The 21,434-nt window shown below is 38.1% G+C and carries 21 protein-coding genes, 1 tRNA gene, 1 other RNA gene and 1 riboswitch; of the genes, 9 read left to right on the forward strand and 14 right to left on the reverse strand.

Going from position 1 to position 21,434, the window contains the following annotated elements:
* Positions 1-912, reverse strand: a complete 912-nt coding sequence (locus O5637_RS06675) for an alpha/beta fold hydrolase (protein ID WP_269603614.1) — start codon at positions 910-912, stop codon at positions 1-3.
* A 117-nt stretch (positions 913-1,029) separates the two neighbouring features.
* The gene (locus tag O5637_RS06680) at positions 1,030-2,403 is read right to left on the reverse strand and encodes a cation:proton antiporter (RefSeq protein ID WP_269603616.1); all 1,374 of its coding nucleotides are present in this window, start codon (positions 2,401-2,403) and stop codon (positions 1,030-1,032) included.
* A gap of 164 nt (positions 2,404-2,567) precedes the next feature.
* On the opposite strand from O5637_RS06680, the gene O5637_RS06685 reads away from it, so the two are divergent.
* Positions 2,568-5,087, forward strand: a complete 2,520-nt coding sequence (locus O5637_RS06685; protein WP_269603617.1) for a glycogen/starch/alpha-glucan phosphorylase — start codon at positions 2,568-2,570, stop codon at positions 5,085-5,087.
* Between the two features lie 4 nt (positions 5,088-5,091).
* Here the strand turns inward: O5637_RS06685 and O5637_RS06690 are convergent, their stop codons facing one another.
* The 3 genes from O5637_RS06690 to O5637_RS06700 form a co-directional block, all read right to left on the reverse strand.
* Entirely contained in the window at positions 5,092-5,544 is a 453-nt protein-coding gene (locus O5637_RS06690) for a hypothetical protein (RefSeq protein WP_269606942.1), read from the reverse strand.
* A 37-nt stretch (positions 5,545-5,581) separates the two neighbouring features.
* Complete coding sequence (locus O5637_RS06695; protein ID WP_269603619.1) at positions 5,582-5,920, reverse strand: hypothetical protein; 339 nt, start codon at positions 5,918-5,920, stop codon at positions 5,582-5,584.
* Positions 5,921-6,020: 100 nt separating this feature from the next.
* A tRNA-Arg gene (locus tag O5637_RS06700) sits at positions 6,021-6,094 on the reverse strand.
* A gap of 35 nt (positions 6,095-6,129) precedes the next feature.
* On the opposite strand from O5637_RS06700, the gene rnpB reads away from it, so the two are divergent.
* Positions 6,130-6,533, forward strand: an RNA gene (gene rnpB / locus O5637_RS06705) — RNase P RNA component class A.
* Between the two features lie 76 nt (positions 6,534-6,609).
* A complete protein-coding gene (rnc, locus tag O5637_RS06710) occupies positions 6,610-7,353 on the forward strand; it encodes a ribonuclease III (RefSeq protein ID WP_269603621.1) in 744 nt (247 codons plus the stop codon).
* 25 nt (positions 7,354-7,378) lie between these two features.
* On the opposite strand, the gene O5637_RS06715 is transcribed toward rnc, so the two are convergent.
* Positions 7,379-7,564, reverse strand: coding sequence for an NAD(P)H dehydrogenase subunit NdhS (locus O5637_RS06715; RefSeq protein ID WP_269603623.1), 186 nt, complete (start codon positions 7,562-7,564; stop codon positions 7,379-7,381).
* A gap of 44 nt (positions 7,565-7,608) precedes the next feature.
* Here O5637_RS06715 and rimM point away from each other — a divergent pair, with 44 nt between their 5' ends.
* Entirely contained in the window at positions 7,609-8,139 is a 531-nt protein-coding gene (gene rimM / locus O5637_RS06720; protein WP_269603625.1) for a ribosome maturation factor RimM, read from the forward strand.
* 52 nt (positions 8,140-8,191) lie between these two features.
* A complete protein-coding gene (locus O5637_RS06725) occupies positions 8,192-9,646 on the forward strand; it encodes a mannose-1-phosphate guanylyltransferase/mannose-6-phosphate isomerase (protein ID WP_269603626.1) in 1,455 nt (484 codons plus the stop codon).
* Positions 9,647-9,718: 72 nt separating this feature from the next.
* Here O5637_RS06725 and glmS read toward each other — a convergent pair whose 3' ends face one another.
* Both glmS and psaC read right to left on the reverse strand, forming a co-directional pair.
* Positions 9,719-11,623 carry a glutamine--fructose-6-phosphate transaminase (isomerizing) gene (glmS, locus tag O5637_RS06730; protein ID WP_269603628.1) on the reverse strand — a complete coding sequence of 635 codons (1,905 nt, stop codon included), beginning with the start codon at positions 11,621-11,623 and terminating at the stop codon, positions 9,719-9,721.
* Positions 11,624-11,688: 65 nt separating this feature from the next.
* Complete coding sequence (gene psaC / locus O5637_RS06735) at positions 11,689-11,934, reverse strand: photosystem I iron-sulfur center protein PsaC (protein WP_011295528.1); 246 nt, start codon at positions 11,932-11,934, stop codon at positions 11,689-11,691.
* Between the two features lie 136 nt (positions 11,935-12,070).
* Here psaC and acpP point away from each other — a divergent pair, with 136 nt between their 5' ends.
* The 3 genes from acpP to tkt are packed head-to-tail and all read left to right on the forward strand — an operon-like array spanning position 12,071 to position 15,637.
* The gene (gene acpP / locus O5637_RS06740; protein WP_011295529.1) at positions 12,071-12,313 is read left to right on the forward strand and encodes an acyl carrier protein; all 243 of its coding nucleotides are present in this window, start codon (positions 12,071-12,073) and stop codon (positions 12,311-12,313) included.
* Between the two features lie 7 nt (positions 12,314-12,320).
* The gene (gene fabF / locus O5637_RS06745; protein WP_269603630.1) at positions 12,321-13,568 is read left to right on the forward strand and encodes a beta-ketoacyl-ACP synthase II; all 1,248 of its coding nucleotides are present in this window, start codon (positions 12,321-12,323) and stop codon (positions 13,566-13,568) included.
* A 56-nt stretch (positions 13,569-13,624) separates the two neighbouring features.
* The gene (tkt, locus tag O5637_RS06750) at positions 13,625-15,637 is read left to right on the forward strand and encodes a transketolase (RefSeq protein WP_269603631.1); all 2,013 of its coding nucleotides are present in this window, start codon (positions 13,625-13,627) and stop codon (positions 15,635-15,637) included.
* Positions 15,638-15,693: 56 nt separating this feature from the next.
* On the opposite strand, the gene thiC is transcribed toward tkt, so the two are convergent.
* From thiC to ruvB, 5 genes are all read right to left on the reverse strand, one after another.
* Positions 15,694-17,094: a phosphomethylpyrimidine synthase ThiC gene (gene thiC, locus O5637_RS06755; protein WP_269603633.1), complete on the reverse strand. Its 1,401-nt coding sequence runs from the start codon at positions 17,092-17,094 to the stop codon at positions 15,694-15,696.
* Between the two features lie 44 nt (positions 17,095-17,138).
* A riboswitch (TPP riboswitch) is annotated at positions 17,139-17,242 on the reverse strand.
* Between the two features lie 60 nt (positions 17,243-17,302).
* The gene (locus O5637_RS06760) at positions 17,303-17,524 is read right to left on the reverse strand and encodes a DUF3188 domain-containing protein (RefSeq protein ID WP_269603635.1); all 222 of its coding nucleotides are present in this window, start codon (positions 17,522-17,524) and stop codon (positions 17,303-17,305) included.
* 12 nt (positions 17,525-17,536) lie between these two features.
* A complete protein-coding gene (locus O5637_RS06765; protein WP_269603637.1) occupies positions 17,537-18,721 on the reverse strand; it encodes an amidohydrolase in 1,185 nt (394 codons plus the stop codon).
* Complete coding sequence (locus O5637_RS06770; protein WP_269603639.1) at positions 18,718-19,506, reverse strand: tetratricopeptide repeat protein; 789 nt, start codon at positions 19,504-19,506, stop codon at positions 18,718-18,720. Before O5637_RS06770 ends, O5637_RS06765 begins: the two co-directional genes overlap by 4 nt.
* A complete protein-coding gene (gene ruvB / locus O5637_RS06775; protein WP_269603640.1) occupies positions 19,503-20,573 on the reverse strand; it encodes a Holliday junction branch migration DNA helicase RuvB in 1,071 nt (356 codons plus the stop codon). The genes O5637_RS06770 and ruvB overlap by 4 nt, the downstream gene beginning before the upstream one ends.
* Before the next feature lie 47 nt (positions 20,574-20,620).
* Between ruvB and smpB the strand changes: the two genes are divergently transcribed.
* On the forward strand, positions 20,621-21,118 hold the full coding sequence (gene smpB / locus O5637_RS06780) for an SsrA-binding protein SmpB (RefSeq protein ID WP_269603642.1): 498 nt from the start codon (positions 20,621-20,623) through the stop codon (positions 21,116-21,118).
* Between the two features lie 64 nt (positions 21,119-21,182).
* On the opposite strand, the gene O5637_RS06785 is transcribed toward smpB, so the two are convergent.
* Entirely contained in the window at positions 21,183-21,434 is a 252-nt protein-coding gene (locus tag O5637_RS06785) for a hypothetical protein (protein WP_011295538.1), read from the reverse strand.

The raw sequence follows: 21,434 nt of genomic DNA on the forward strand, positions 1-21,434 counted from the left end.
TTAAAGCTGGTCAATCCATTCTAAAAGAGCGGAATTAACCTGATCAGGAACTTCATCATGAGGACAATGACCAGCATCTAAAACAACTTCTTTTGTATTTTTTGGGGTGTGTTTTTTATAGGTTGCTCGTTTACCAGGTGCATTCATCCAAGGGTCTCGATTACCCCAGAGCAATAACAATGGTGCTTTCAACTGAGCAAACAATTCATCAAGGGGTCTTCCCTGAGGCCCTGCGGGATCAAAAACACTTTTGAAGACATTAAAAGCGCCAGCATCCAAAGATGGTTTTCGAATAGCTTCTACCAATTCATCATCAACATTTGATGTGTCTATATACACTTGTTTCAAGGTACGTTTAATTGTAGAAGGTTGTCTAAGGTTTTCAAAAATTATCCTTTGCAATAAAGCATTTTTTAGAAAGATCCCAGCAACAGTTTTTCTAGCAGTAGCCCAAAATCCTTTGGTCGGTTTTTTATCTTCACTGAAATAACCAGCTGCATTTAATAAAACAACACCTGCTGCCTCAGTACCCAATTCAGCGCCACTTGCAAGCGCTGCATATCCTCCAAGAGAGTTGCCAACAAGTATTGTTGGTCTTCCGATGTTTTCTTTTATGTATGAAACTATTTGATCTTTCCAAAGTGGACCTCCATAAGCAAGCCCTCCCGGTTTAGAACTTTTACCAAAACCAAGGAGATCCAAAGCGTGAACTTCATACTCCTTTCCTAGTACAGGTAAGTTATGTCTCCAATGTGTTGTTGATGCACCAAAGCCATGAATTAAAAGAATCGCTGGCCCTTTTTCTTCATCAGTCTTCGTTTTATGTGATGGAGGTATGATGCTCAAACTGTGAACAGCATGACCTAAGAATTTCCAATCAGAAAGATTTTTTTCTAGAACTAAGGAAACCATTTAAGAATAAACTGACACGAATAGATCTTAGTAAATCATTGATAAGAATAGATTACTGATTTTATTTATTTTTTTCGAAATTTCCTCACCTATTAAAAATTAGAAATTAAGTAATTTTTAGACTAGTCCAACTGGATCAGCTGCGATCTCATCTGGAATGGAATTCCCTCCTGAAGGTGGCTTATCTTTCAGAACAACCCTAAGCAAAACAGGCGCTAAAAATGTCGTTCCAATAACCATTAACAAAATTGCAGCCTCGAGAGAGGGAGTAAGCAAACCAGCACTTGTTCCCAACCCAAGGAAAATCAAACCAACCTCTCCTCTAGGCATCATTCCCAAACCAACAACTAATCTATTTGTTGGTTTATCAATAATGAATGACCATCCAGCTGCAATTTTTCCAACAATTGCAACAAGGAAAAGAAAACCTGCCACAACCAAGGCAGATCGACTCTCTGGATCTAAAGGGTTGATTACTGAAAGATCCATTCCAGCACCAACTAATACAAAGAAAATTGTTGCGAATAATGAAACCAAAGGCAAAACAGATTGTTGTATGGCGTGATTATTTTTTGAGCTACTAAGAATCAAACCAGCTGCGAAAGCTCCCAATGCTGCTTCTAAACCAATTGCAGTAGCAATAAAACAACTTAAAACTAATATCACGAAAGATGCAACCACAACAGCGCCAGGGGCTTTTAACCTTTCTAGCAGCCAATCAAATGCTGGAGCAGCTGTTCTACTTAAGGCTATTGCAGCGATAACAAAAACAGTTGCAGCCAATACCAACTTGACAATAGGGGCTATTTGGAGAGATCCACCGGTTGCGAGCGCAACTACAACTGCAAGAATCACAATTCCAAGAATGTCATCTAGTACAGCTGCACCAATAACAATCTGCCCCTCACGCGTTTTTAGGTACCCAAGCTCACCAAAAACACTTGCTGTTATCCCTATGCTCGTCGCAGTCATAGATGCACCTGCAAATATTGCAGGAATGATATCTACTTGAAAAATAAACATTAATCCAAAAGTTCCAAAAGCGAATGGCAAAATCACTCCTGCCATTGCGACTGTGAAGGCCTGTGCTCCCACTGCAACAAGTTCTTCTAATTCACTCTCCAGACCGGTAAGAAATAGCAATGCATAAAGCCCTAAGGTTGCTACTGCCTGTAATGAAGGAAAAGTTTCAAAATAGATATCCGGAACAGCTTCTTTAGGAATTGAAGCAAGAGAACTTATCAGCGATACAAAGCCTTGATTTAATTCAGCATGCGCACTTGGAGGCAATAGAAGATGTAATCCTGAGGCACCAATTAAAACTCCCGCAAGAAGTTCACCGACGATTGTAGGCAAACTTAGTCGAACTAAGATTTCAGCCAAAGTCCTTGCCGCAACGAAGATCATTAAGAAATTAATGACCCCTATAAGTGTTTCCGCGACCTCAACATCATGCGTATTTAGGGCTGAGACTAAAGGAGTTAATACCATCAGGTTTTCTAGAAAAGCCTTTTCTTTAAAACATAAATTACCTAATCACAGGGCATATTTGGCATAAGTATCAAAGGTGACTTAATTAATAAGGTGTGGATCTGAAGTTACTAACTGATTACTAAGAACTTATTGGCTAGCGTCCAGAAACATTTGATGCCTTTATGAGCAGCTCCCAGTCAATAGACCTGCGTCTGCCGACCCCAGGATGCTACGCGGATCCTGTTCGGGCTGGCATGGATGCTGATGCAGTCTTCGATGGAATGACTGAACATCTCTTTTTTACTCTTGGCAAACTTGCTACATCGGCAAGCCTTAGAGATCTCTATATGGCTTTGAGCTTTGCTGTTAGAGATAGATTGATGAGTAGATATTTAACAAGTCAAGAAACAATAAGAGCAAGACCTCAAAAAACAGTTGCATATCTTTCCGCTGAATTCCTCATAGGACCTCAACTCAATAATAATTTACTAAATCTAGGCATCAAAAAAGAGGCAGAAGAAGCACTTAAAAGGTTTGGAATTGAATCTTTAAATGAGATTTTGGAAGTAGAAGAAGAGCCTGGTCTTGGGAATGGAGGATTAGGCAGACTTGCAGCTTGCTACATGGAATCACTTGCAAGCCTTCAGGTCCCTGCAGTGGGATACGGAATAAGGTACGAATTTGGTATTTTCAACCAATTAATAAGAGATGGCTGGCAAGTAGAAGTTACTGACAAATGGCTCAAAGGTGGTTGGCCCTGGGAATTACCCCAACCAGATGAAGCTTGCCTAGTAGGTTTTGGAGGTCAAACTGAGAGCTATACAGATGACAATGGAAATTATCGATCTCGATGGATTCCAAGCGAACATGCTATTGGTGTTCCACATGATGTTCCTGTTCTTGGCTATCGAGTAAACAGCTGCGATCGGTTGAGATTATGGAGAGCTGATGCAACCGAAAGTTTTGATTTCTACGCTTTCAATATTGGCGATTACTACGGTGCTGTCGAAGAAAAAGTAGCATCAGAAACTTTGTCAAAAGTTCTGTACCCCAATGATGGAACTGACGAAGGAAGAAGATTACGTTTAAAGCAACAACACTTTTTCGTAAGTTGTTCCTTGCAGGACATGCTTAGAAGTTTAGAAAAGCGATCAATAGCTGTTGAGGAGTTCCCAAATCATTGGACAGTTCAACTTAATGACACACATCCTGCTATTGCAGTTGCTGAGTTGATGAGGCTCTTAATCGATCAACATAGATTGGATTGGGATAAAGCCTGGGAAATTACCAACAGGTCCGTAGCGTATACAAACCACACTTTATTACCCGAAGCTCTCGAGAAATGGGACCTTAGCCTGTTCAAAAACTTATTACCCAGACATTTAGAGCTTATTTATGAAATAAATAGACGATTCTTGCAGCAAGTAAGACTTAAGTATCCAGGTAATGACTCGATTTTAAGAAAGCTTTCCATTATTGATGAAGAAGGTGGAAAAGCTATTCGCATGGCACATTTAGCGACAATTGGAGCACATCATGTAAATGGAGTAGCTGCCCTTCATTCAGATTTAATCAAGAGACAATTACTACCTGAATTTGCAGAACTATGGCCTGAAAAATTTACTAACGTTACTAATGGAGTTACTCCACGTAGATGGGTAGCCTTAGCAAATCCCGAACTATCTAAACTTCTTGACAAAGAGATTGGTCCAAATTGGATTACTAATATGGACCTATTACTAGAATTAGAAAAAAAAGAAAATGACTCTAATTTTTTAGATCTTTTTGCATCAGCCAAGTTATCTGGGAAAAGGAAACTAGCTGGCTACATACATAGACAAACTGGTGTTCTAGTAGATCCCTCAAGTTTATTTGATGTTCAAGTTAAAAGAATTCACCAATATAAAAGACAACACTTAAATGCTTTGCAAGTGATTGCACAATATTTAAGAATAAAAAATGGAATAACAAAAAACATTGCACCACGAACCATCATTTTTGGTGGTAAAGCAGCGCCAGGTTATTTCATGGCAAAGTTAATGATTAGATTCATAAATGGAATAGCAGATGTAGTCAATGCCGATCCTGATATGGATGGATTACTAAGGGTAGTTTTTCTTCCAGATTACAACGTGAAACTAGGTGAGCAAGTTTATCCAGCTACTGATCTCTCTGAGCAAATTTCAACTGCTGGTAAAGAAGCTTCAGGAACTGGAAATATGAAATTCGCAATGAATGGTGCATTAACAATTGGCACGCTTGATGGAGCCAATGTAGAAATCAGAGAAAGAGTTGGCGCAGAAAATTTCTTTTTGTTCGGCAAGACAGAATCAGAAATCATGGAATTAAGAGATCAAGGATATAGTCCACATAGCTTTATTACAGAATCAAATGAACTACAAGAAACTCTTAATTTAATAGAGGTTGGACATTTTAGTAACGGTGATAGTGAGCTCTTTAGACCAATAATAAATATTTTGACAGGGAACGATCCTTTCTTTGTTATGGCAGATTTTGATGATTACCTTCGTGCACAAGATGAGGTTAGTAAAGCTTGGAAAAAAAGTAAGAAATGGAACCGTATGGCATTATTGAATACAGCAAGATCAGGTTTTTTCTCCTCAGACAGATCAATAAGAGAATATTGTCAATCAATATGGAAAGTTAAACCATTACCTGTAGAAATAAGTTGTGAAAAATAAATATTTACTTATCAGGTAAGTCTGGCGTTTGATGCAATAATCTGTTCAACCTTAAGCGATCAATATTTAATGGGTCTGGAGCAAGTTCACCAGCTATCTCTCGAAATGTATCTTCAACTTCAACAGGAACTTTAACATCGAAAATTCTTTCCATTAAAGCTTCAATAGAATATAAATGAGCATTAATATTTTCCAGATCAGAGATTACTTGTGTAATAGATTTTTCTTCCTTCTCAATAGTTCCCTTTTGAAAATTCTCTTCAACTGGATTGGATGAATTTGAATTTAGTTTCTTTTGTAAATCTTCTAAAACCCGACCACACAAAGTCCTAAAAGATTGAAGCGCAGCCCAATTAATCTCTTGTTGTTTACGCAAAGTGGGAAACTCTCTAATCAAACGATCATGTTCCCTGTAAAACCTGAGGCAATCAGGACATTGGCATGGCTCTTCCGGCACCTTCGTCAAGGCAGCTTAGGAACCATCATTGCATTTATCAGGCCGTCATAGGGGGCTCACCGTTAAATAAGTCTCCTTCTAAGTCATTGTTATCTGAATCAGTGCTCTCGGGTAGAGGTATTTCAATGCTGGTAACCACTTGAATAACATCACGTAATCTCATTGAGTCGGCAAACCAACCCATCGCTTGTTCCGTATCACCTCTTCCTTCCGCATCATTAGACTGATCTTCATGTGCTTCCGCTAGAAGTGTTAACCAACATAAGCATCGAGCTTGAACAATTGATAAATCTAAATCACTCGGTTGAGAGTTAGATATCTGTTCACTCTCTTGTTGAACAAGTAATCGCAAGCGTAGATCGTGAAGCTGGGCCATGTTGACTGATTCACTACAACAACGCTAGCGAGAGAGTAATGATTTTGCACACCCACCACATATAGGACTACATATTTTTAGTTTTAATTCGTTTTTTAGACGGGGCTGGCGGGACTCGAACCCACGACCTACGGTTTAGGAAACCGTCGCTCTATCCAACTGAGCTACAGCCCCCTGAAATTAATTATGCCTTGAGGCATGATGGAGTAGAAAGCAGGGGAGGTGATCGCAATTGAACTTCAGCAACAAGCTGATGAATTCTATTGAGGAAAGTCCGGGCTCCTATTTGGCCAGGCTTGCTGGGTAATTCCCAGTGCGGGTGACCGTGAGGATAGTGCCACAGAAACACACCGCCTAATGCTTAATGGTGAAATCCCAACAAGCGCGGCAAGGGTGCAAAGGTGCGGTAAGAGCGCACCAGCAGCATCGAGAGGTGCTGGCTAGGTAAACCCCGGCCAGGAGCAAGGCTAGGGGCACTGGATGGCCATAGACCTTGTCCCTAAGGAGAGCCGCTTGAGGCTACAGGCAACTTTAGTCCCAGATAGATGATTGCCCATTCTTTTTCTAATAAAAGAAGAATGAACAGAACCCGGCTTATGACCTGCTTTCACTTTATTAATTTCACAGAAAAAAAATTACAGTCCAAATCCTATTGCTTTTACTACTTAAATCATATGCTTTAAATCATTATGAAAATCTCAAATCAAAGAGTAGAAGAAATAATTAACTTTATTAAAGGTCTAAATTTTGATCAGAAATATAAAAATGAATTTACAAATGAAAATATAAAAAATATTTTTTATATTAATGAATCACTAACTCATAGTTCAGCAAATAGTGAAATTAATTACGAAAACTTTGAATTTCTTGGAGATGCAGTTTTACGACTTATTGCATCAGATTATATAAAAAATAAATATCGATATATGAAAGTAGGAGAAAGATCTGAACTTCGTTCACATCTTGTAAGTGATCAATGGCTAGAAGAAGTTGGTAAAAAAATAGAAATCAAAAATGTATTACTTATTGGAAAAAAAGCCCTTAATGATAAATCAGCAAAGGCAACTATTCAAGCAGAAGCAACTGAAGCATTAATAGGAGCTTTATATGAAAGTCTCACTATTTTAGAGCCTATAAAAAATTGGCTTATTCCATTTTGGGATGAAAAGAGTAAAGAAATCCTAGCTGATCCTCATAAGAAAAATTACAAATCAGCACTTCAGGAATTGACTCAAAGCAAAGGCTTATCAATTCCCGTATACAAAACAATTGAAATTGACAAACAGCATGGCAATCCAAAACGATTTTTTTGTACTGTATATATTAAGAATCGACTAATTGCTAAAGGTTTGGGGAAATCAATAAAACAAGCAGAAAAAGATGCCGCAGGCAAAGCCTTGGAACGTTTTCAGAATAATATGATTGATCAGTAATTAGTTTCTTTATAAAAATGATTAATTAGCTTTTCACTAAATCTTTTAAAGGTAGTGTTAATAATTTATCCCAATTACCTCCTTCAAAAAGCACTGCCGCTTTATCACCACTTATTCTTTGAACAAACCCTTCATAACCATTGTAAATTGAATCTTGGTTAAAAACAGTTACCATTGCCCCAGGTAGAATAGGCTCTTTTAAATCATTCATAATTCAATATATCCAAATAAACTATTAAAATTCTACACACACAAATGGTCGATAAAAACAAATGGATGTCAATAGGAGAAATTGTTGCTCCGCAGGGGTTAAAAGGAGATGTTCGAATTAAACCTAGCAGCGACTTTCCTGAAAGGTTTACAAAACCAGGAAAACGATGGGTTCAAAAAGCTAATGAATTGCCCACTGAAATTAATTTAAAAAAAGGAACGCTTATTCCAGGGAAATCAATCTATGTAATTTCGATTGAGGGAATATCTAATAGGAGTTCAGCAGAGGAATTTATTGGTTGGAAATTAGTTATACCATTTGATAGCAGACCAATTTTGAATAAAGACGAATACCATTACTTTGATTTAATCGGTTTAGAGGCGAGAAGAGGCCCAAAAAAGACCCTAATTGGTTATGTAACTGACTTAATCAAAGGAGGGAACGACCTTCTAGAGATAGAGTTAGTAGAAGGTAAGAAAGTTTTGGTACCTTTTGTTAAAGAAATTGTCCCAGAAATAGAAATCAAAGACAAATGGCTGCTAATCAATCCACCTCCTGGATTATTGGAACTCTAAAAACCATTCAGGTTTTTCATCAGAACTCCAAACATGGATTGCATAGTTCTCTATGAAAAAAACTCATAACTCAATTATTCCTGTAATTCTTAGTGGCGGATCAGGAACAAGGCTTTGGCCACTTTCTAGAGAAAGTTATCCTAAGCAATTTCTAGCATTAGATTCACGAACAAAGAAAACTCTTTTGCAGAAAACTTATGAAAGGCTTCTAGGTTTAGAGGGACTTGAAAATCCTATCTTGATATGCAATGAAGAACATAGATTTATAGTTGCAGAACAATTTAGAGAGATAAATACTAATCCCCAAGCAATTATTCTAGAGCCAGTAGGACGTAACACTGCTCCAGCTATTGCAGTTGCTGCTCTTCAATCAATTTCTTCTGGTAAAGATCCTTTACTATTAATTTTGGCAGCCGATCACTTGATAGAAAATATAGTTGAGTTTCAAAAAGTAATTCAATCAGCAAAAACATATGCAAATCAAGGAAGACTAGTAACTTTTGGTATTGTTCCAACATGCGCAGAAACTGGTTACGGTTACATTGAAGCAAAAGAATTGCTTAGTGAAGAAGATCAAATAACTGGTTTAGAAATAAACAAATTTATAGAAAAACCTAATAAAAATATAGCAGAGAAATTAATCAAAGATTCACGCTACACTTGGAATAGTGGTATGTTTCTTTTTAAAGCAAGTTCAATTCTAAGTGAATTAGAAAAATTCTCTCCAGAAATAATCAATTATTGTAAAATTGCTATAGAGAAAGATGTAGAAGATCTTGACTTCCTAAGATTAGAAGAAGAGTCATTCACGAAATGTCCAAAAATATCTTTAGATATTGCAGTTATGGAAAAAACAAAATTAGGAACCGTTCTTCCTTTGAATGCAGGATGGAGTGACATAGGAAGTTGGAAGTCTTTGTGGGATATTAGTCAAAAAAATAATAATGGCAACTACATAAATGGAAGAGTAATAGCTGAGAAAAGTAAAAATTGTTATTTAAAAAGTGAACAACGTCTAATTGTAGGAATAGGAATAGAAAATCTAATAGTTGTAGATACAAATGATGCTATTTTAGTCGCTAATAGAGATCAATCTCAAAATATTGGAAATATAGTAAAAAGCCTAAGTTCATCAGACTTTCCAGAAGGTAAAATGCACAAAAAAATTTATAGACCTTGGGGAAATTACACCACAATAGTTGAGGGGAATAGATGGCTCGTTAAGCTTATAGAAGTAAAGCCAAATGCTTCTCTTTCTTTACAAATGCATCATCACAGAGCCGAACATTGGGTTGTGGTTAACGGAACAGCATTGATAGAAAAAAATGGAGAAAAACAACTTTTAAGTGAAAATGAAAGTACATTCATTCCTTTAGGTTGCAAACATAGATTAAGCAATCCAGGAAAAATGAAACTTGAGCTTATTGAAGTTCAAAGCGGAACGTATTTAGATGAAGAAGATATCATTCGCTTCGAAGATTCTTATGGCAGAATTAAACAATCTTAGTTGAAAAACTATACTCTATAAATTAAAATTTTTGGAAATTAATTTTATAAAATAATTTATAATTAAAAATTTTTATTCCACAGTTACACTTTTTGCCAAATTCCTAGGCTGATCAACGTCTAAGCCTTTATGAGCTGCTATGTGATAACTAAATAACTGTAAAGGTACAACGGTTAATAGAGGACTCACCCATTCACTAACTTTTGGAATAGCAAATAACTCATCAAACATTTCCGATTCCGGACCACATGTAGATACACCAATTAAACGGGCATCTCTAGCTTTAGCCTCTTGCGAGTTACTTAGAACCTTTCCATAGACAACTCCAGGAACAGCTAGAGATACTACTGGAACATGTTGATCTAACAAAGCTATTGGTCCGTGTTTCAACTCTCCAGCAGGATAACCTTGCGCATGGATATAGCTTATTTCCTTTAGTTTAAGAGCACCTTCGAGTGCAATTGGATAATTTATTCCTCTCCCTAAGAAAATTACATCCTTTGTTTCAACAAACAAATGTGCTATTTCTTGGGAGAGAGAATCATGTTTCTTTATAAGATCTGTTAGCTGTTTAGGAATTAATCTCAAATCATTAGATAGATCTAAAATTTCTTTAGGGGTTCTTTTGTTTCTATGCGAAGCAAATAGGATTGTTAAACCATAAAAGGACAACATTTGACCAAGAAAGGTTTTGGTTGCTGCAACACCTATTTCGATGCCTGATCCAATATCAATAACATTTTCTAATTCGCGACCAAATGAACTATCAACTCTATTAGTAATTCCCAATTGATGAAACGAAAAATTAGCATCTTTAGTAGAATCTCTTCTATCCTTTTCCATCCTTAAGGCAGCTAAGGTATCTGCCGTTTCACCTGATTGACTTACTCCTATTGTCAAAGTATTTGGGGAAAGTGGAGGCGGAGCGTACCTAAATTCACTAGCAAAATATACATTTGTTGGAACTCCTGCAAACTGTTCCAACAAATAAGCACCAACCATACCTGCATGTCTGCTTGTACCACAGGCAAGTATTTGTATTTGTTCTATTTTTTCAAGGATAGATTTAGATATCGGCAAAGCCACCGGATTTTCGGAGGGCAAATCAATAGGCAAAAATCTATCTATCCATAGTTGTGCCGTCTCTGGCTGCTCATAAATTTCTTTAAGCATGAAATGACGGAAATTTCTTTTATCCGCAAAAAATTCCTTTCCCTGCAAGATCGATGGTGCTCTGTGCTGCCTCTTTCCATCCTGATCATAAAGTTCAATTCCTAATGGAGTTAAAAGTGCAATTTCATGATCCCTTAAAGGTAAAAATGTACGGGTAAACCCTGTCAATGCTGGAGTATCACTTGCACAAAAAAACTCACCTTCCCCAAAACCAATAACTAATGGAGCTTGTCCTCTAGCTACTACTAGAGCATTTGGTACCTTAGACCAAATCACTGCTATGGCATAAGTCCCTTCTAATAAAGTCAAAACTTTTTGAACCGCGTTTATTAATGTCTGTTCATTTTGGGAAATTCCATTTCCCATAGACTGCTCTATCTCTAAAGCGATTAAATGTGGAATTATTTCAGTGTCAGTTTCCGAGGTTAATTTAATTCCTTTAAGTTTAAGGCTGCTAGATAACTCTCTGTAATTTTCGATAATCCCATTTTGCACAACTGCAATTTGCCCTGAGGAATCAAGATGAGGATGGGCATTTCTTTCGTTAGGTTTACCATGGGTAGCCCATCTGGTATGGGCGATACCAACATGACCTTTGGGAGGCTTTTTTTTAATTAAATTTGAGAGATTAATTAGCTTTCCTTTTGCTTTTGCAACATTTATTTGTCCAATTTGATCGTTATTTAAATTATCAATTGTTGCTATACCTGCAGAGTCATAGCCGCGATATTCCAATTTTCTTAATCCATCAATAAGTAAAGAAGAAACTTCTCTTGATCCAATAACAGCAAATATGCCACACATATATTTAAATTAACATGACAAATTATTTATATAAAATAAACCTTCTTTAAGAAAAATACTAATTTTTAGTATGCCAAGCCCATACTCCTAGTTGTTTCATCACCTAAGTAAACCCGAATACTAAGGAAATCAGTTGGACAAGCAGTTTCACAACGCTTACATCCAACACAATCTTCTGTTCTTGGAGATGAAGCTATCTGTGAAGCTTTGCAGCCATCCCAGGGAACCATTTCAAGAACATCCAGTGGACAAGCCCTTACGCATTGGGTGCATCCAATACAGGTGTCATAGATTTTGACGGCGTGTGACAAATTACCAACCCATATTTCCTTGATGTATAAAACTATACCTACGTTTCGCTACATAAAAAAAAATAGTTGCAATGCCGTCACTTTTGTTAACTCGACACTCTAACCCGTAGTATTGGAAGTCAGGTCTAAGAAGGTTATGTCCCAGGAAGCAATCCTTGAAAAAGTTCGTTCTATTGTCGCAGAACAACTAAGCGTTGAAGCCGGTGAAGTCAAACCGGATTCAAATTTCCAAAACGACCTCGGAGCCGACTCTCTCGACACTGTCGAATTAGTGATGGCTCTTGAAGAGGCATTTGACATTGAAATCCCCGACGAGGCTGCTGAAGGCATTGCCACTGTTGGTGATGCAGTCAAATACATCGAAGAAAAACAGTCTTGAGGTTCAAATGATGGAGAAACTCCATCGAGTTGTTATTACAGGTCTTGGCGCCATTACTCCAATTGGCAACAACATCGAAAATTACCTCCAAGGGCTTCAATCCGGACAAAATGGGGTAGATCAAATAACACTCTTTGATGCCTCATCCCATGCATGCAGATTTGCAGCAGAGGTGAAAAGTTTTGATCCCACTGGCAAATTAGAGCCAAAAGAATCCAAAAGATGGGATCGTTTTTCAAAATTTGGAGTCATTGCAGCAAAAGAGGCCTTGAATCATTCCGGGCTAATCATTGACGACTCAAATTCTGGAAGAATCGGTGTAATTATTGGTTCTGGAGTTGGCGGATTGCTGACTATGGAAACCCAAGCTCATGTTTTAGAAAACAAAGGAGCTAGTCGAGTTAGTCCGTTTACTGTTCCCATGATGATTCCCAACATGGCTACAGGGCTAGCAGCTATTGCACTCGGCGCCAAAGGTCCAAGTTCATCAGTTTCAACTGCTTGTGCCGCTGGATCAAATGCTATAGGTGATGCATTCAGACTGCTCCAATTAGGCAAAGCAGATGCAATGATTTGCGGCGGAGCAGAAGCAAGTATTACCCCTTTAGGAGTAGCAGGATTTGCAAGTGCAAAGGCGTTATCTTTCAGAAATGATGACCCATCTACCGCAAGTAGACCGTTTGATTCTCAACGAGATGGATTTGTAATTGGAGAAGGGGCAGGAGTACTAATTTTAGAAACTCTTGAACATGCTCAAAAAAGAGACGCAACAATCCATGCAGAAATCATTGGCTATGGAACCACTTGTGACGCTCATCACATTACCTCTCCTACTCCAGGTGGAGTAGGAGGTGCAGAAGCTATGAAACTTGCATTAATTGATGGACAAATTAATCCAGAAGAAGTCGATTACATTAATGCTCACGGAACTAGCACTCCAGCTAATGACAGCAATGAAACATCTGCTATAAAAAATGCTTTAGGACATCATGCGTATAAAGTCCCTACAAGCTCAACCAAATCTATGACTGGACATCTACTAGGAGGGTCTGGAGGAATCGAGGCTGTTGCTTGTGCTCTGGCAATAAAACATGAAATAATTCCGCCAACAATTAATTATTCAAATCCAGACCCAAATTGTGATCTTGATTATGTGCCCAACAAAGCAAGAGAAAAGAAATTAGGTGTCGTACTATCTAACTCATTCGGGTTTGGCGGTCACAATGTCTGTCTAGCTTTTCGACAAATGATCTAACTTAATTTCATTTTCGCTTTTTACTTAAATTTCTTACCCACACTCACTAATTCAAAATGGTTGCCTTGACTACTTCCCTAGACACACTTTGCATCAACAGCATCAGGATGCTCGCTGTTGATGCAATTAATAAATCCAAAAGTGGTCATCCAGGTTTACCTATGGGTTGCGCACCTATGGGTTATGCATTGTGGGACAAACACTTACGACACAATCCAAAAAACCCAAAATGGTTTAATCGAGACAGATTTGTTCTTTCAGCGGGACATGGATGCATGCTTTTGTATGCTCTTCTGCATCTGACTGGTTATGACTCCGTCACCATTGAAGATATAAAAGAATTTAGACAGTGGGGAGCTAAAACCCCAGGACATCCAGAGACCTTCGAAACTCCTGGAGTTGAAGTAACGGCAGGACCTTTAGGAGCAGGAATCTCAAATGCAGTTGGATTAGCTATTGCGGAAGCTCACCTTGCTGCAAAATTCAACAAGCCTGATTCAACAGTTGTAGATCATTACACCTACGTAATAATGGGAGATGGATGTAATCAAGAGGGTATTTCTTCAGAGGCCTGTTCTCTTGCTGGGCATTTAAAACTTGGAAAATTAATTGCTCTCTATGACGATAATCACATAACTATTGATGGAAGAACAGATGTCTCATTTACGGAGGATGTCTTAAAAAGATATGAAGCATATGGATGGCATGTACAAGAAATACCTGAGGGGAATACAGATGTTGAAGGAATATCTCAAGCAATAGAAAAGGCCAAAGCCGTCACTAATAAGCCATCAATTATCAAAGTCACAACAACTATTGGCTACGGTTCACCTAATAAAAGTGATACTGCAGGTATTCACGGCGCCCCGTTGGGCGAAGAAGAGGCAGAGCTCACTAGAAAACAATTGGGTTGGTCTTACAAACCTTTCGAGGTTCCCCAAGATGCTTACGATCAATATCGTCAAGCAATTCAAAAAGGAGGACAACTAGAAGAAGAGTGGAATCAAACCCTAGCAACATACAAAGAAAAATATCCTAATGAATCATCTCAATTTGAGCGCATGTTGAGAGGTGAACTCCCTGAAGGCTGGGATAAAGACTTACCTACCTACACATCCGATGACAAAGGGGTCGCTACTAGAAAACATTCTCAAATATGTCTAGGAGCGCTTGGTCCAAATATTCCTGAACTAATAGGAGGTTCTGCTGATTTAACGCATTCAAATTACACAGATATCAAAGGTGAAACTGGATCTTTTCAATATGACAGTCCTGAAAAACGTTATTTGCATTTTGGTGTCAGAGAACATGCTATGGCAGCCATATTAAACGGTATTGCTTATCACGATAGTGGTTTAATTCCTTATGGTGGAACCTTCTTAGTCTTCGCAGACTACATGAGAGGATCTATGCGTCTTTCAGCTCTTAGTGAGCTTGGGGTTATTTATGTTTTAACCCATGATTCCATAGGTGTTGGTGAAGATGGCCCAACACATCAACCCATAGAAACAATTCCATCCTTGAGAGCAATGCCAAACATGATGGTTTTCCGTCCAGGCGATGGCAATGAAACAAGTGGTGCTTATAAAGTTGCAATTAAAAATCGTAAGAGACCAAGTTCCTTATGCCTAAGTAGGCAGGGTATGGCCAATCAACAAAATTCATCCGTAGACAAAGTTGCTTTAGGTGGATACGTGCTTGAGGAGTGCGAAGGCACCCCAGAACTAATACTTATCGGAACAGGAACTGAACTTGATTTATGTGTTCAAGCAGCGAAAAAGCTAACTGCAGAAGGAAGAAAAGTGCGTGTTGTTTCAATGCCATGCGTTGAACTTTTTGAAGAACAAAGCGAGAGCTATAAAGAAGAAATTTTGCCTTCAAATATCAGAAAACGCATAGTAGTTGAAGCTGCAGAGAGCTTCGGATGGCATAAATATATTGGTCTTGATGGTGACAGCGTAACTATGAGTAGCTTTGGCGCATCTGCTCCAGGTGGCTTATGTATGGAGAAATTTGGATTTACAGTTGAGAACGTACTAGATAAATCTAGAAATCTTCTCAACAAATAAAATTAATCATTTAATTACCATATAGTTCATCCAAACAAAACAAGTTAAACAAAGAACTAATTTTCTTTGTTTAACTTTACTGGAGTTAATTCAGCTGCACCTTTTGATTTTATTTGATCGTCTAATTGATCAAGATCTTCATCTGTGATTTTTGTATTCATCGGGCAATGGTTAGGGCCACACATGGAACAAAACTCTGCTTTTTTGAAAATTTCTTCCGGTAAAGTTTCGTCATGATATTGCTTAGCTCTCTCTGGATCCAAAGACAATTCAAACTGTTTGTTCCAGTCAAATTCTTTCCGAGCCTTACTTAATTCATCATCGCGATCACGAGCTCCTGATCTATGTCTTGCGACATCTGCAGCATGAGCAGCAATTTTATAAGCAATCAAACCCTCTCTGACATCATTAGGATTTGGCAACCCAAGATGTTCCTTAGGTGTTACGTAACAAAGCATCGCGGTCCCGTACCAACCTGCCATCGCTGCACCAATCGCACTTGAAATGTGATCATAACCAGGAGATATATCTGTTACCAATGGACCTAGAACATAGAAAGGCGCTTCTGAACACTCCTCCATTTGCTTCCTAACATTAAATTCAATTTGATCCATAGGTACATGACCGGGACCTTCAACCATGACTTGAACATCATGCTCCCAAGCACGTCTAGTCAATTCACCAAGAGTTTTCAATTCTGCAAGTTGAGCTTCATCTGATGCATCATGCAGACATCCAGGCCTGAGTGAATCACCTAAAGAAAAAGTGCAATCATAACGTTTAAATATTTCGCAAATATCATCAAAACGAGTAAACAAAGGATTTTGCTTGTAGTGATAGAGCATCCATTGAGCAAGAATTCCTCCGCCACGACTCACTATTCCAGTTATACGACCTTTAACCTTTGGTAAATGCTCTATCAATAAGCCTGCATGAATGGTTTGATAATCAACTCCTTGTTGACAATGCTTCTCTATTATGTGTAAAAAATCATCCTCAGTTAATCTTGAAATAGAACCATGAACACTTTCTAAAGCTTGATAAACAGGAACTGTCCCAATCGGTATAGGGGAAGCATCAATAATTGCAGTTCGTACCTCATCTAAATTAACCCCTCCAGTAGAGAGATCCATTAGAGTATCTGCGCCATATTTCACTGCCAGCTCAAGTTTCTTTAATTCTTCACTAATATCGCTTGCATTAGGCGAGGCCCCAATATTTGCATTAACTTTACATTTTGAGGCAATACCTATTGCCATCGGTTCTAAGTTCGTATGGTTAATGTTTGCCGGAATAACCATTCGACCTCGCGCAACCTCTTCCATAACTAGAGACTCAGGAAGATTCTCACGCTTTGCCACATACCTCATTTCTTCAGTAATTTGGCTTTTGCGAGCAAAATACATCTGAGAAACATTGTTTTTACCTGTTCTGGAAGCCACCCATGAATTCCGCATGAACTTAAAAGCTATTGAATAAACAAGGAGTAATATTCATCAAAGATCACAAGATTTCACTTTCCTTACACTGGTTCAAACCAGATCAAGTTCAGAGGGTGTGATCTCAGCCATATAGCAAAGCGATATGGCACCCCTAGTGATAAATATAAATTAGCTCGAAATCGGCAACTAAACCCTAAAGTTTTTATAGATAAAAATTTTGGAATTAAAAATTTTGATCATTCATATCTTTTTTTATCTCTAGAAACAACATTCTTCGTCGCCTAAATCTTCTAGTCGCTCCAGTCAAAACCAGTCCACTTCCAACAACTAAAGCAGGTATGGCTTGGATTTTATCTCTGCCCTCTCTATGTAAAAAGCCTGTAATTGCTAATAAAATTAGCAAAGGTGCAGAAATTGATATTAATGGGTTACCCAATCTGTTCATAAAATTACGTGGCTAGATGTCTTGCAAAGTGTTCGATGCCATGACTAATGCTTGAGACAAAATGTTGATTCCTAATTCCAGGCTTCTTTCATCCAAAGAGAAATTTCCACTATGCAATGGGGCACAACCTTGATCTCCAGCAACTCCTAATCGAAACATGGTCCCTGGAACATCTTGCAAGAAGAAAGCAAAATCTTCAGCACCTAATGACGGATTTTCTAAATAAACAATATTTTTTTCATCCATAAAATTCTTCGCACAGTTAGATAACAAACTAGTCAACTCTGGATCGTTATAAACTGGAGGCGCGATCGACTTGAAATTTATATTAGCTTGAGCTCCATAAGTAGAAGCTATATTTTTTACTATTTTCTCAATCCACTGAGGCAATTTTTCATAAAGGTTGCTATCAAGACACCTCACTGTGCCAAGAAGCTTAACCCTCTCAGCAATAACATTATAAGCATTTCCTCCTGAAATTTTCCCAAAACTAATAACTACAGGCTTAAGAGCATCTATACGTCTACTAATAGCCTCTTGAAGTCCACTAATAACTTTCGCAGAAATCCAAATTGAATCTATGCCTTCATGAGGTCTGGCTCCATGCCCTCCATTGCCAATAATATCTATTTCCAATTCAGCCGCGGCGGCTGTAAAAGTACCACTTCTTATTCCAATCTTCCCAACTGACAAATCTGGATAAACATGCACACCAAAAAGAGCTTGTACTCCCTCAAGAACCTTTTCAGCTCTCATCCAATTTGCACCTTGAGCAATCTCTTCAGCAGGTTGAAAAATGATTCGGATCCGAGAATTTGTAAATTTGTTTTTTGCTAATACTTTCGCCACTCCCAAACCGATACAAGTATGCAGATCATGACCACATGCATGCATCAGGCCTTGAATTGCAGAGGAATAATCTAAACCTGTTCTCTCCTCAATTGGCAAAGCATCCATATCAACTCGTAAGCCAACGACAGGTGCGCTTTTATTACCCATTTCAGCCACCACTCCCGTTTTACCAACAGCTTCTTTTACTTCCCAACCTGATTGTCTAAGCTCCCCGGCAACAAGAGCAGCAGTTTGATATTCCTGACCGCTTAGCTCTGGGTGAGCATGAAGATGACGACGTAATTGAATCAAATCAGGCAATATATCCTTGGTTAAAACGTCAATTTTTTTTTCTAAATCTTTCATCTATCATCCAATGCAAGAAATGCAATCAAATCATTTATGGGTCTTGGAGGCCAGCGTCGAATATTCAACAACCAATCCTTATCACGATATCGAATATCTAATCCAGCAGCCGCAGCCCAATTGCTTTCAGCTTCACCTGAGAAGCCTTTACTCCATAGAAGAGCACTTAATGCTGCTCTAGCATCTGCGAATAAAGGATATTTACGAATTAATATTCTGATTTTCTTTTCAGCGAGTTCAATATCGCCCAATTGATAAATCGCAAGCGCCTCACTAGACCTAGCCATAGCTACAGAATTATTGGAAGAGGCAGCTTGAGCAAACAATTTCTTCGCTTCAATCCAATTGTCCATGGAGCCCATCACATTACCTAAGTTATATAAAGCTGAAACATCTTTAGGATTCTTGTTTAAAACGTAGTTGTAATCTTTACTGGCATCCTCCCAACGCTGCAAGGCTTCTTCAGCAATTCCTCTATTCAGATAAGGATCTAAATCTTCAGGCGAAATTTCAATAGCCTTAGTTTGATCTTTTATAGCTCCTTTAGGATCACCAAGAGCTAGACGAATATTACCTCTATTACTTAACGCAGCAGCATCAGTTGGATTCTCATGTAAGTAAGAACTCCAATCTTTTTCAGCTCGAATGAAATCTCCTTCTTTGCTTTCTTGAAGAGCCTTCTCGAATAAAATTTTAGGAAGCATTTTAGCTTGGGTCGAAAATGGCACGAAAACAAAAATAATAGAAAGTAAAAGTAGAACTTTTACAACTCTTCCAGCAATCATGTATCTATCTTATTTTCGGAAGTTAGCAAATAATGTTTTTTAGCTGCTGGAGTAACAACCCTTCCCCTAGATGTTCTCTGTAAAAAACCAATTTGCATTAGATAAGGCTCAACTACCGTTTCAAGAGTCGTTGAATCCTCTCCAAGTGCAGCAGCCAACGTTTCAAGTCCTACTGGACCACCTTGAAATTGATTAAATAACAACCCTAAATAACTTCTATCTGTTGCATCTAACCCTCTTTGATCCACGCGATGCAGATCAAGTGCATCGTTAACAACTTGAACATCAATCATTTTTGAAGAGGAATGCACTTCTGCATAATCTCTAACTCTTCGTATGAGCCTATTTGCAATCCGGGGAGTACCTCGACTTCTTTTCGCTAATTGGTGAGATGCTTCCTCTGAAATTAATAAATTAATAAGTTTCGCAGATCTTTTAATTATATTTTCAAGGTCCAAATAATTGTAAAAATCTAGTCGCTGAGTTATGCCAAAACGATCTCGAATAGGAGAGCTTAATGCTGCGGGTTTTGTAGTAGCACCTACTAACGTAAAAGGGGGGATTTCGATTGATCGCATTCTCGAAGAAGTGCCCTTACCTATTGTTAAATCCAACCTTCTATCTTCCATCGCTGGATACAAAAGTTCCTGTGATATACGATTTAGTCTGTGAATCTCATCAATAAAAATCAATTCACGAGGCTGCATATTGATCAATAATCCAACGATATCCCTTGGTCGTTCAAGAGCAGGAGCGCTTGTAACTCTAGCTTTAACGCCCAACTCCTCCGCAATAACAAGAGCCATGGTAGTTTTTCCCAATCCCGGCGGCCCATAAAGCATTAAATGATCAAGTGCTTCTCCTCTTTTTAATGATGCTTTAACTGAAATCTCAAGAACTTGCTTTAATTCAGATTGACCTACAAAATCATCAAAAGATTTAGGCCTGAGTGAATCTTGTTGAGATAATTTAAGCTCCTCCTTTAAAAGACTGGGATCAACCAATCGTTCCTCTCCTTTATCATTAGGGAAGGAAGAATGATTAGTAATTGAAGACACAATTGCCATGACCGAAGGGTAGTGGCATCTCAACAAAAATGTAGGTAAATAGAAGAATGAGCAAAAAAGGAAAGAAAAAATCCAAAAATAATTCCTCAGTCGATGGAACTCGTCGCCTAGCAGAAAATCGACAAGCAAGATATGAATATGAAATCCTAGAAACACTTGAAACTGGCTTAGAGCTTCTTGGAACAGAAGTCAAATCAATTAGAGCTGGAAAAGTAAATTTAAAAGATGGTTTTTGCCTTATAAAAAAAGATCAAATTCAACTACATAATGTTCATATATCACCTCATAATCATGCCGGTAAATTTTTCAATCACGAACCTCTGAGAATCAAAAAACTACTTGCGCATCGAAAAGAAATTGAGAAATTAAAAATAAATTTAGAGAGAAAAGGTTTAGCAATAATACCTTTAAGTCTTTATCTCAAAGGCTCATGGATAAAGTTAAAAATAGGAGTCGGTAAAGGAAGAAAACTTCATGACAAAAGAGATCGAGAGAAGAGCAATGACTACAAAAGAGATGCAGCCAATGCTCTAAAACGTTTTTAGAAGAAAAAAAATTTATTACTTTTTACTAGAATTTTTATAAAAATCAAACTTTAATTATCTTTTCTCATGTGACATCCAAACTAACATTTTCTGGTGGAGGTGTTGGATCAGGATCAGCAATGAGCATATGTTGTAAAACGATTTCAGGACGCTCGCTATCTCTCCATCTAATGCGATAAGCAGGCATTTTTGTGCCCCTGCTTGTGGTTTGCTCAACAGGTTCCATAACCCAACCGCGTCTTGAACGCCCCTGGGGGTTCCTTTTCACAACAGCATCTGCATGCTTGAAACGGAAACCAACTCTCTCGCCACTCAT

This window comes from Prochlorococcus marinus str. MIT 0917 (genome assembly GCF_027359575.1).
Lineage (GTDB): Bacteria > Cyanobacteriota > Cyanobacteriia > PCC-6307 > Cyanobiaceae > Prochlorococcus_B > Prochlorococcus_B marinus_D.

Excerpts from the sequence above, each read along its gene's own strand:
- O5637_RS06715 (WP_269603623.1), bottom strand. The coding sequence starts at position 7,564 with ATGAATGATTTAAAAGAGCCTATTCTACCTGGGGCAATGGTAACTGTT.
- O5637_RS06695 (WP_269603619.1), bottom strand. The coding sequence starts at position 5,920 with ATGGCCCAGCTTCACGATCTACGCTTGCGATTACTTGTTCAACAAGAG.
- acpP (WP_011295529.1), top strand. The coding sequence starts at position 12,071 with ATGTCCCAGGAAGCAATCCTTGAAAAAGTTCGTTCTATTGTCGCAGAA.
- O5637_RS06680 (WP_269603616.1), bottom strand. The coding sequence starts at position 2,403 with ATGGTATTAACTCCTTTAGTCTCAGCCCTAAATACGCATGATGTTGAG.
- glmS (WP_269603628.1), bottom strand. The coding sequence starts at position 11,623 with ATGTGTGGCATATTTGCTGTTATTGGATCAAGAGAAGTTTCTTCTTTA.
- O5637_RS06765 (WP_269603637.1), bottom strand. The coding sequence starts at position 18,721 with ATGAAAGATTTAGAAAAAAAAATTGACGTTTTAACCAAGGATATATTG.
- O5637_RS06770 (WP_269603639.1), bottom strand. The coding sequence starts at position 19,506 with ATGATTGCTGGAAGAGTTGTAAAAGTTCTACTTTTACTTTCTATTATT.
- thiC (WP_269603633.1), bottom strand. The coding sequence starts at position 17,094 with ATGCGGAATTCATGGGTGGCTTCCAGAACAGGTAAAAACAATGTTTCT.
- ruvB (WP_269603640.1), bottom strand. The coding sequence starts at position 20,573 with ATGGCAATTGTGTCTTCAATTACTAATCATTCTTCCTTCCCTAATGAT.
- O5637_RS06760 (WP_269603635.1), bottom strand. The coding sequence starts at position 17,524 with ATGAACAGATTGGGTAACCCATTAATATCAATTTCTGCACCTTTGCTA.
- rnc (WP_269603621.1), top strand. The coding sequence starts at position 6,610 with ATGAAAATCTCAAATCAAAGAGTAGAAGAAATAATTAACTTTATTAAA.
- rimM (WP_269603625.1), top strand. The coding sequence starts at position 7,609 with ATGGTCGATAAAAACAAATGGATGTCAATAGGAGAAATTGTTGCTCCG.
- fabF (WP_269603630.1), top strand. The coding sequence starts at position 12,321 with ATGATGGAGAAACTCCATCGAGTTGTTATTACAGGTCTTGGCGCCATT.
- O5637_RS06675 (WP_269603614.1), bottom strand. The coding sequence starts at position 912 with ATGGTTTCCTTAGTTCTAGAAAAAAATCTTTCTGATTGGAAATTCTTA.
- smpB (WP_269603642.1), top strand. The coding sequence starts at position 20,621 with ATGAGCAAAAAAGGAAAGAAAAAATCCAAAAATAATTCCTCAGTCGAT.
- O5637_RS06725 (WP_269603626.1), top strand. The coding sequence starts at position 8,192 with ATGAAAAAAACTCATAACTCAATTATTCCTGTAATTCTTAGTGGCGGA.
- O5637_RS06785 (WP_011295538.1), bottom strand. The coding sequence starts at position 21,434 with ATGAGTGGCGAGAGAGTTGGTTTCCGTTTCAAGCATGCAGATGCTGTT.
- O5637_RS06685 (WP_269603617.1), top strand. The coding sequence starts at position 2,568 with ATGAGCAGCTCCCAGTCAATAGACCTGCGTCTGCCGACCCCAGGATGC.
- tkt (WP_269603631.1), top strand. The coding sequence starts at position 13,625 with ATGGTTGCCTTGACTACTTCCCTAGACACACTTTGCATCAACAGCATC.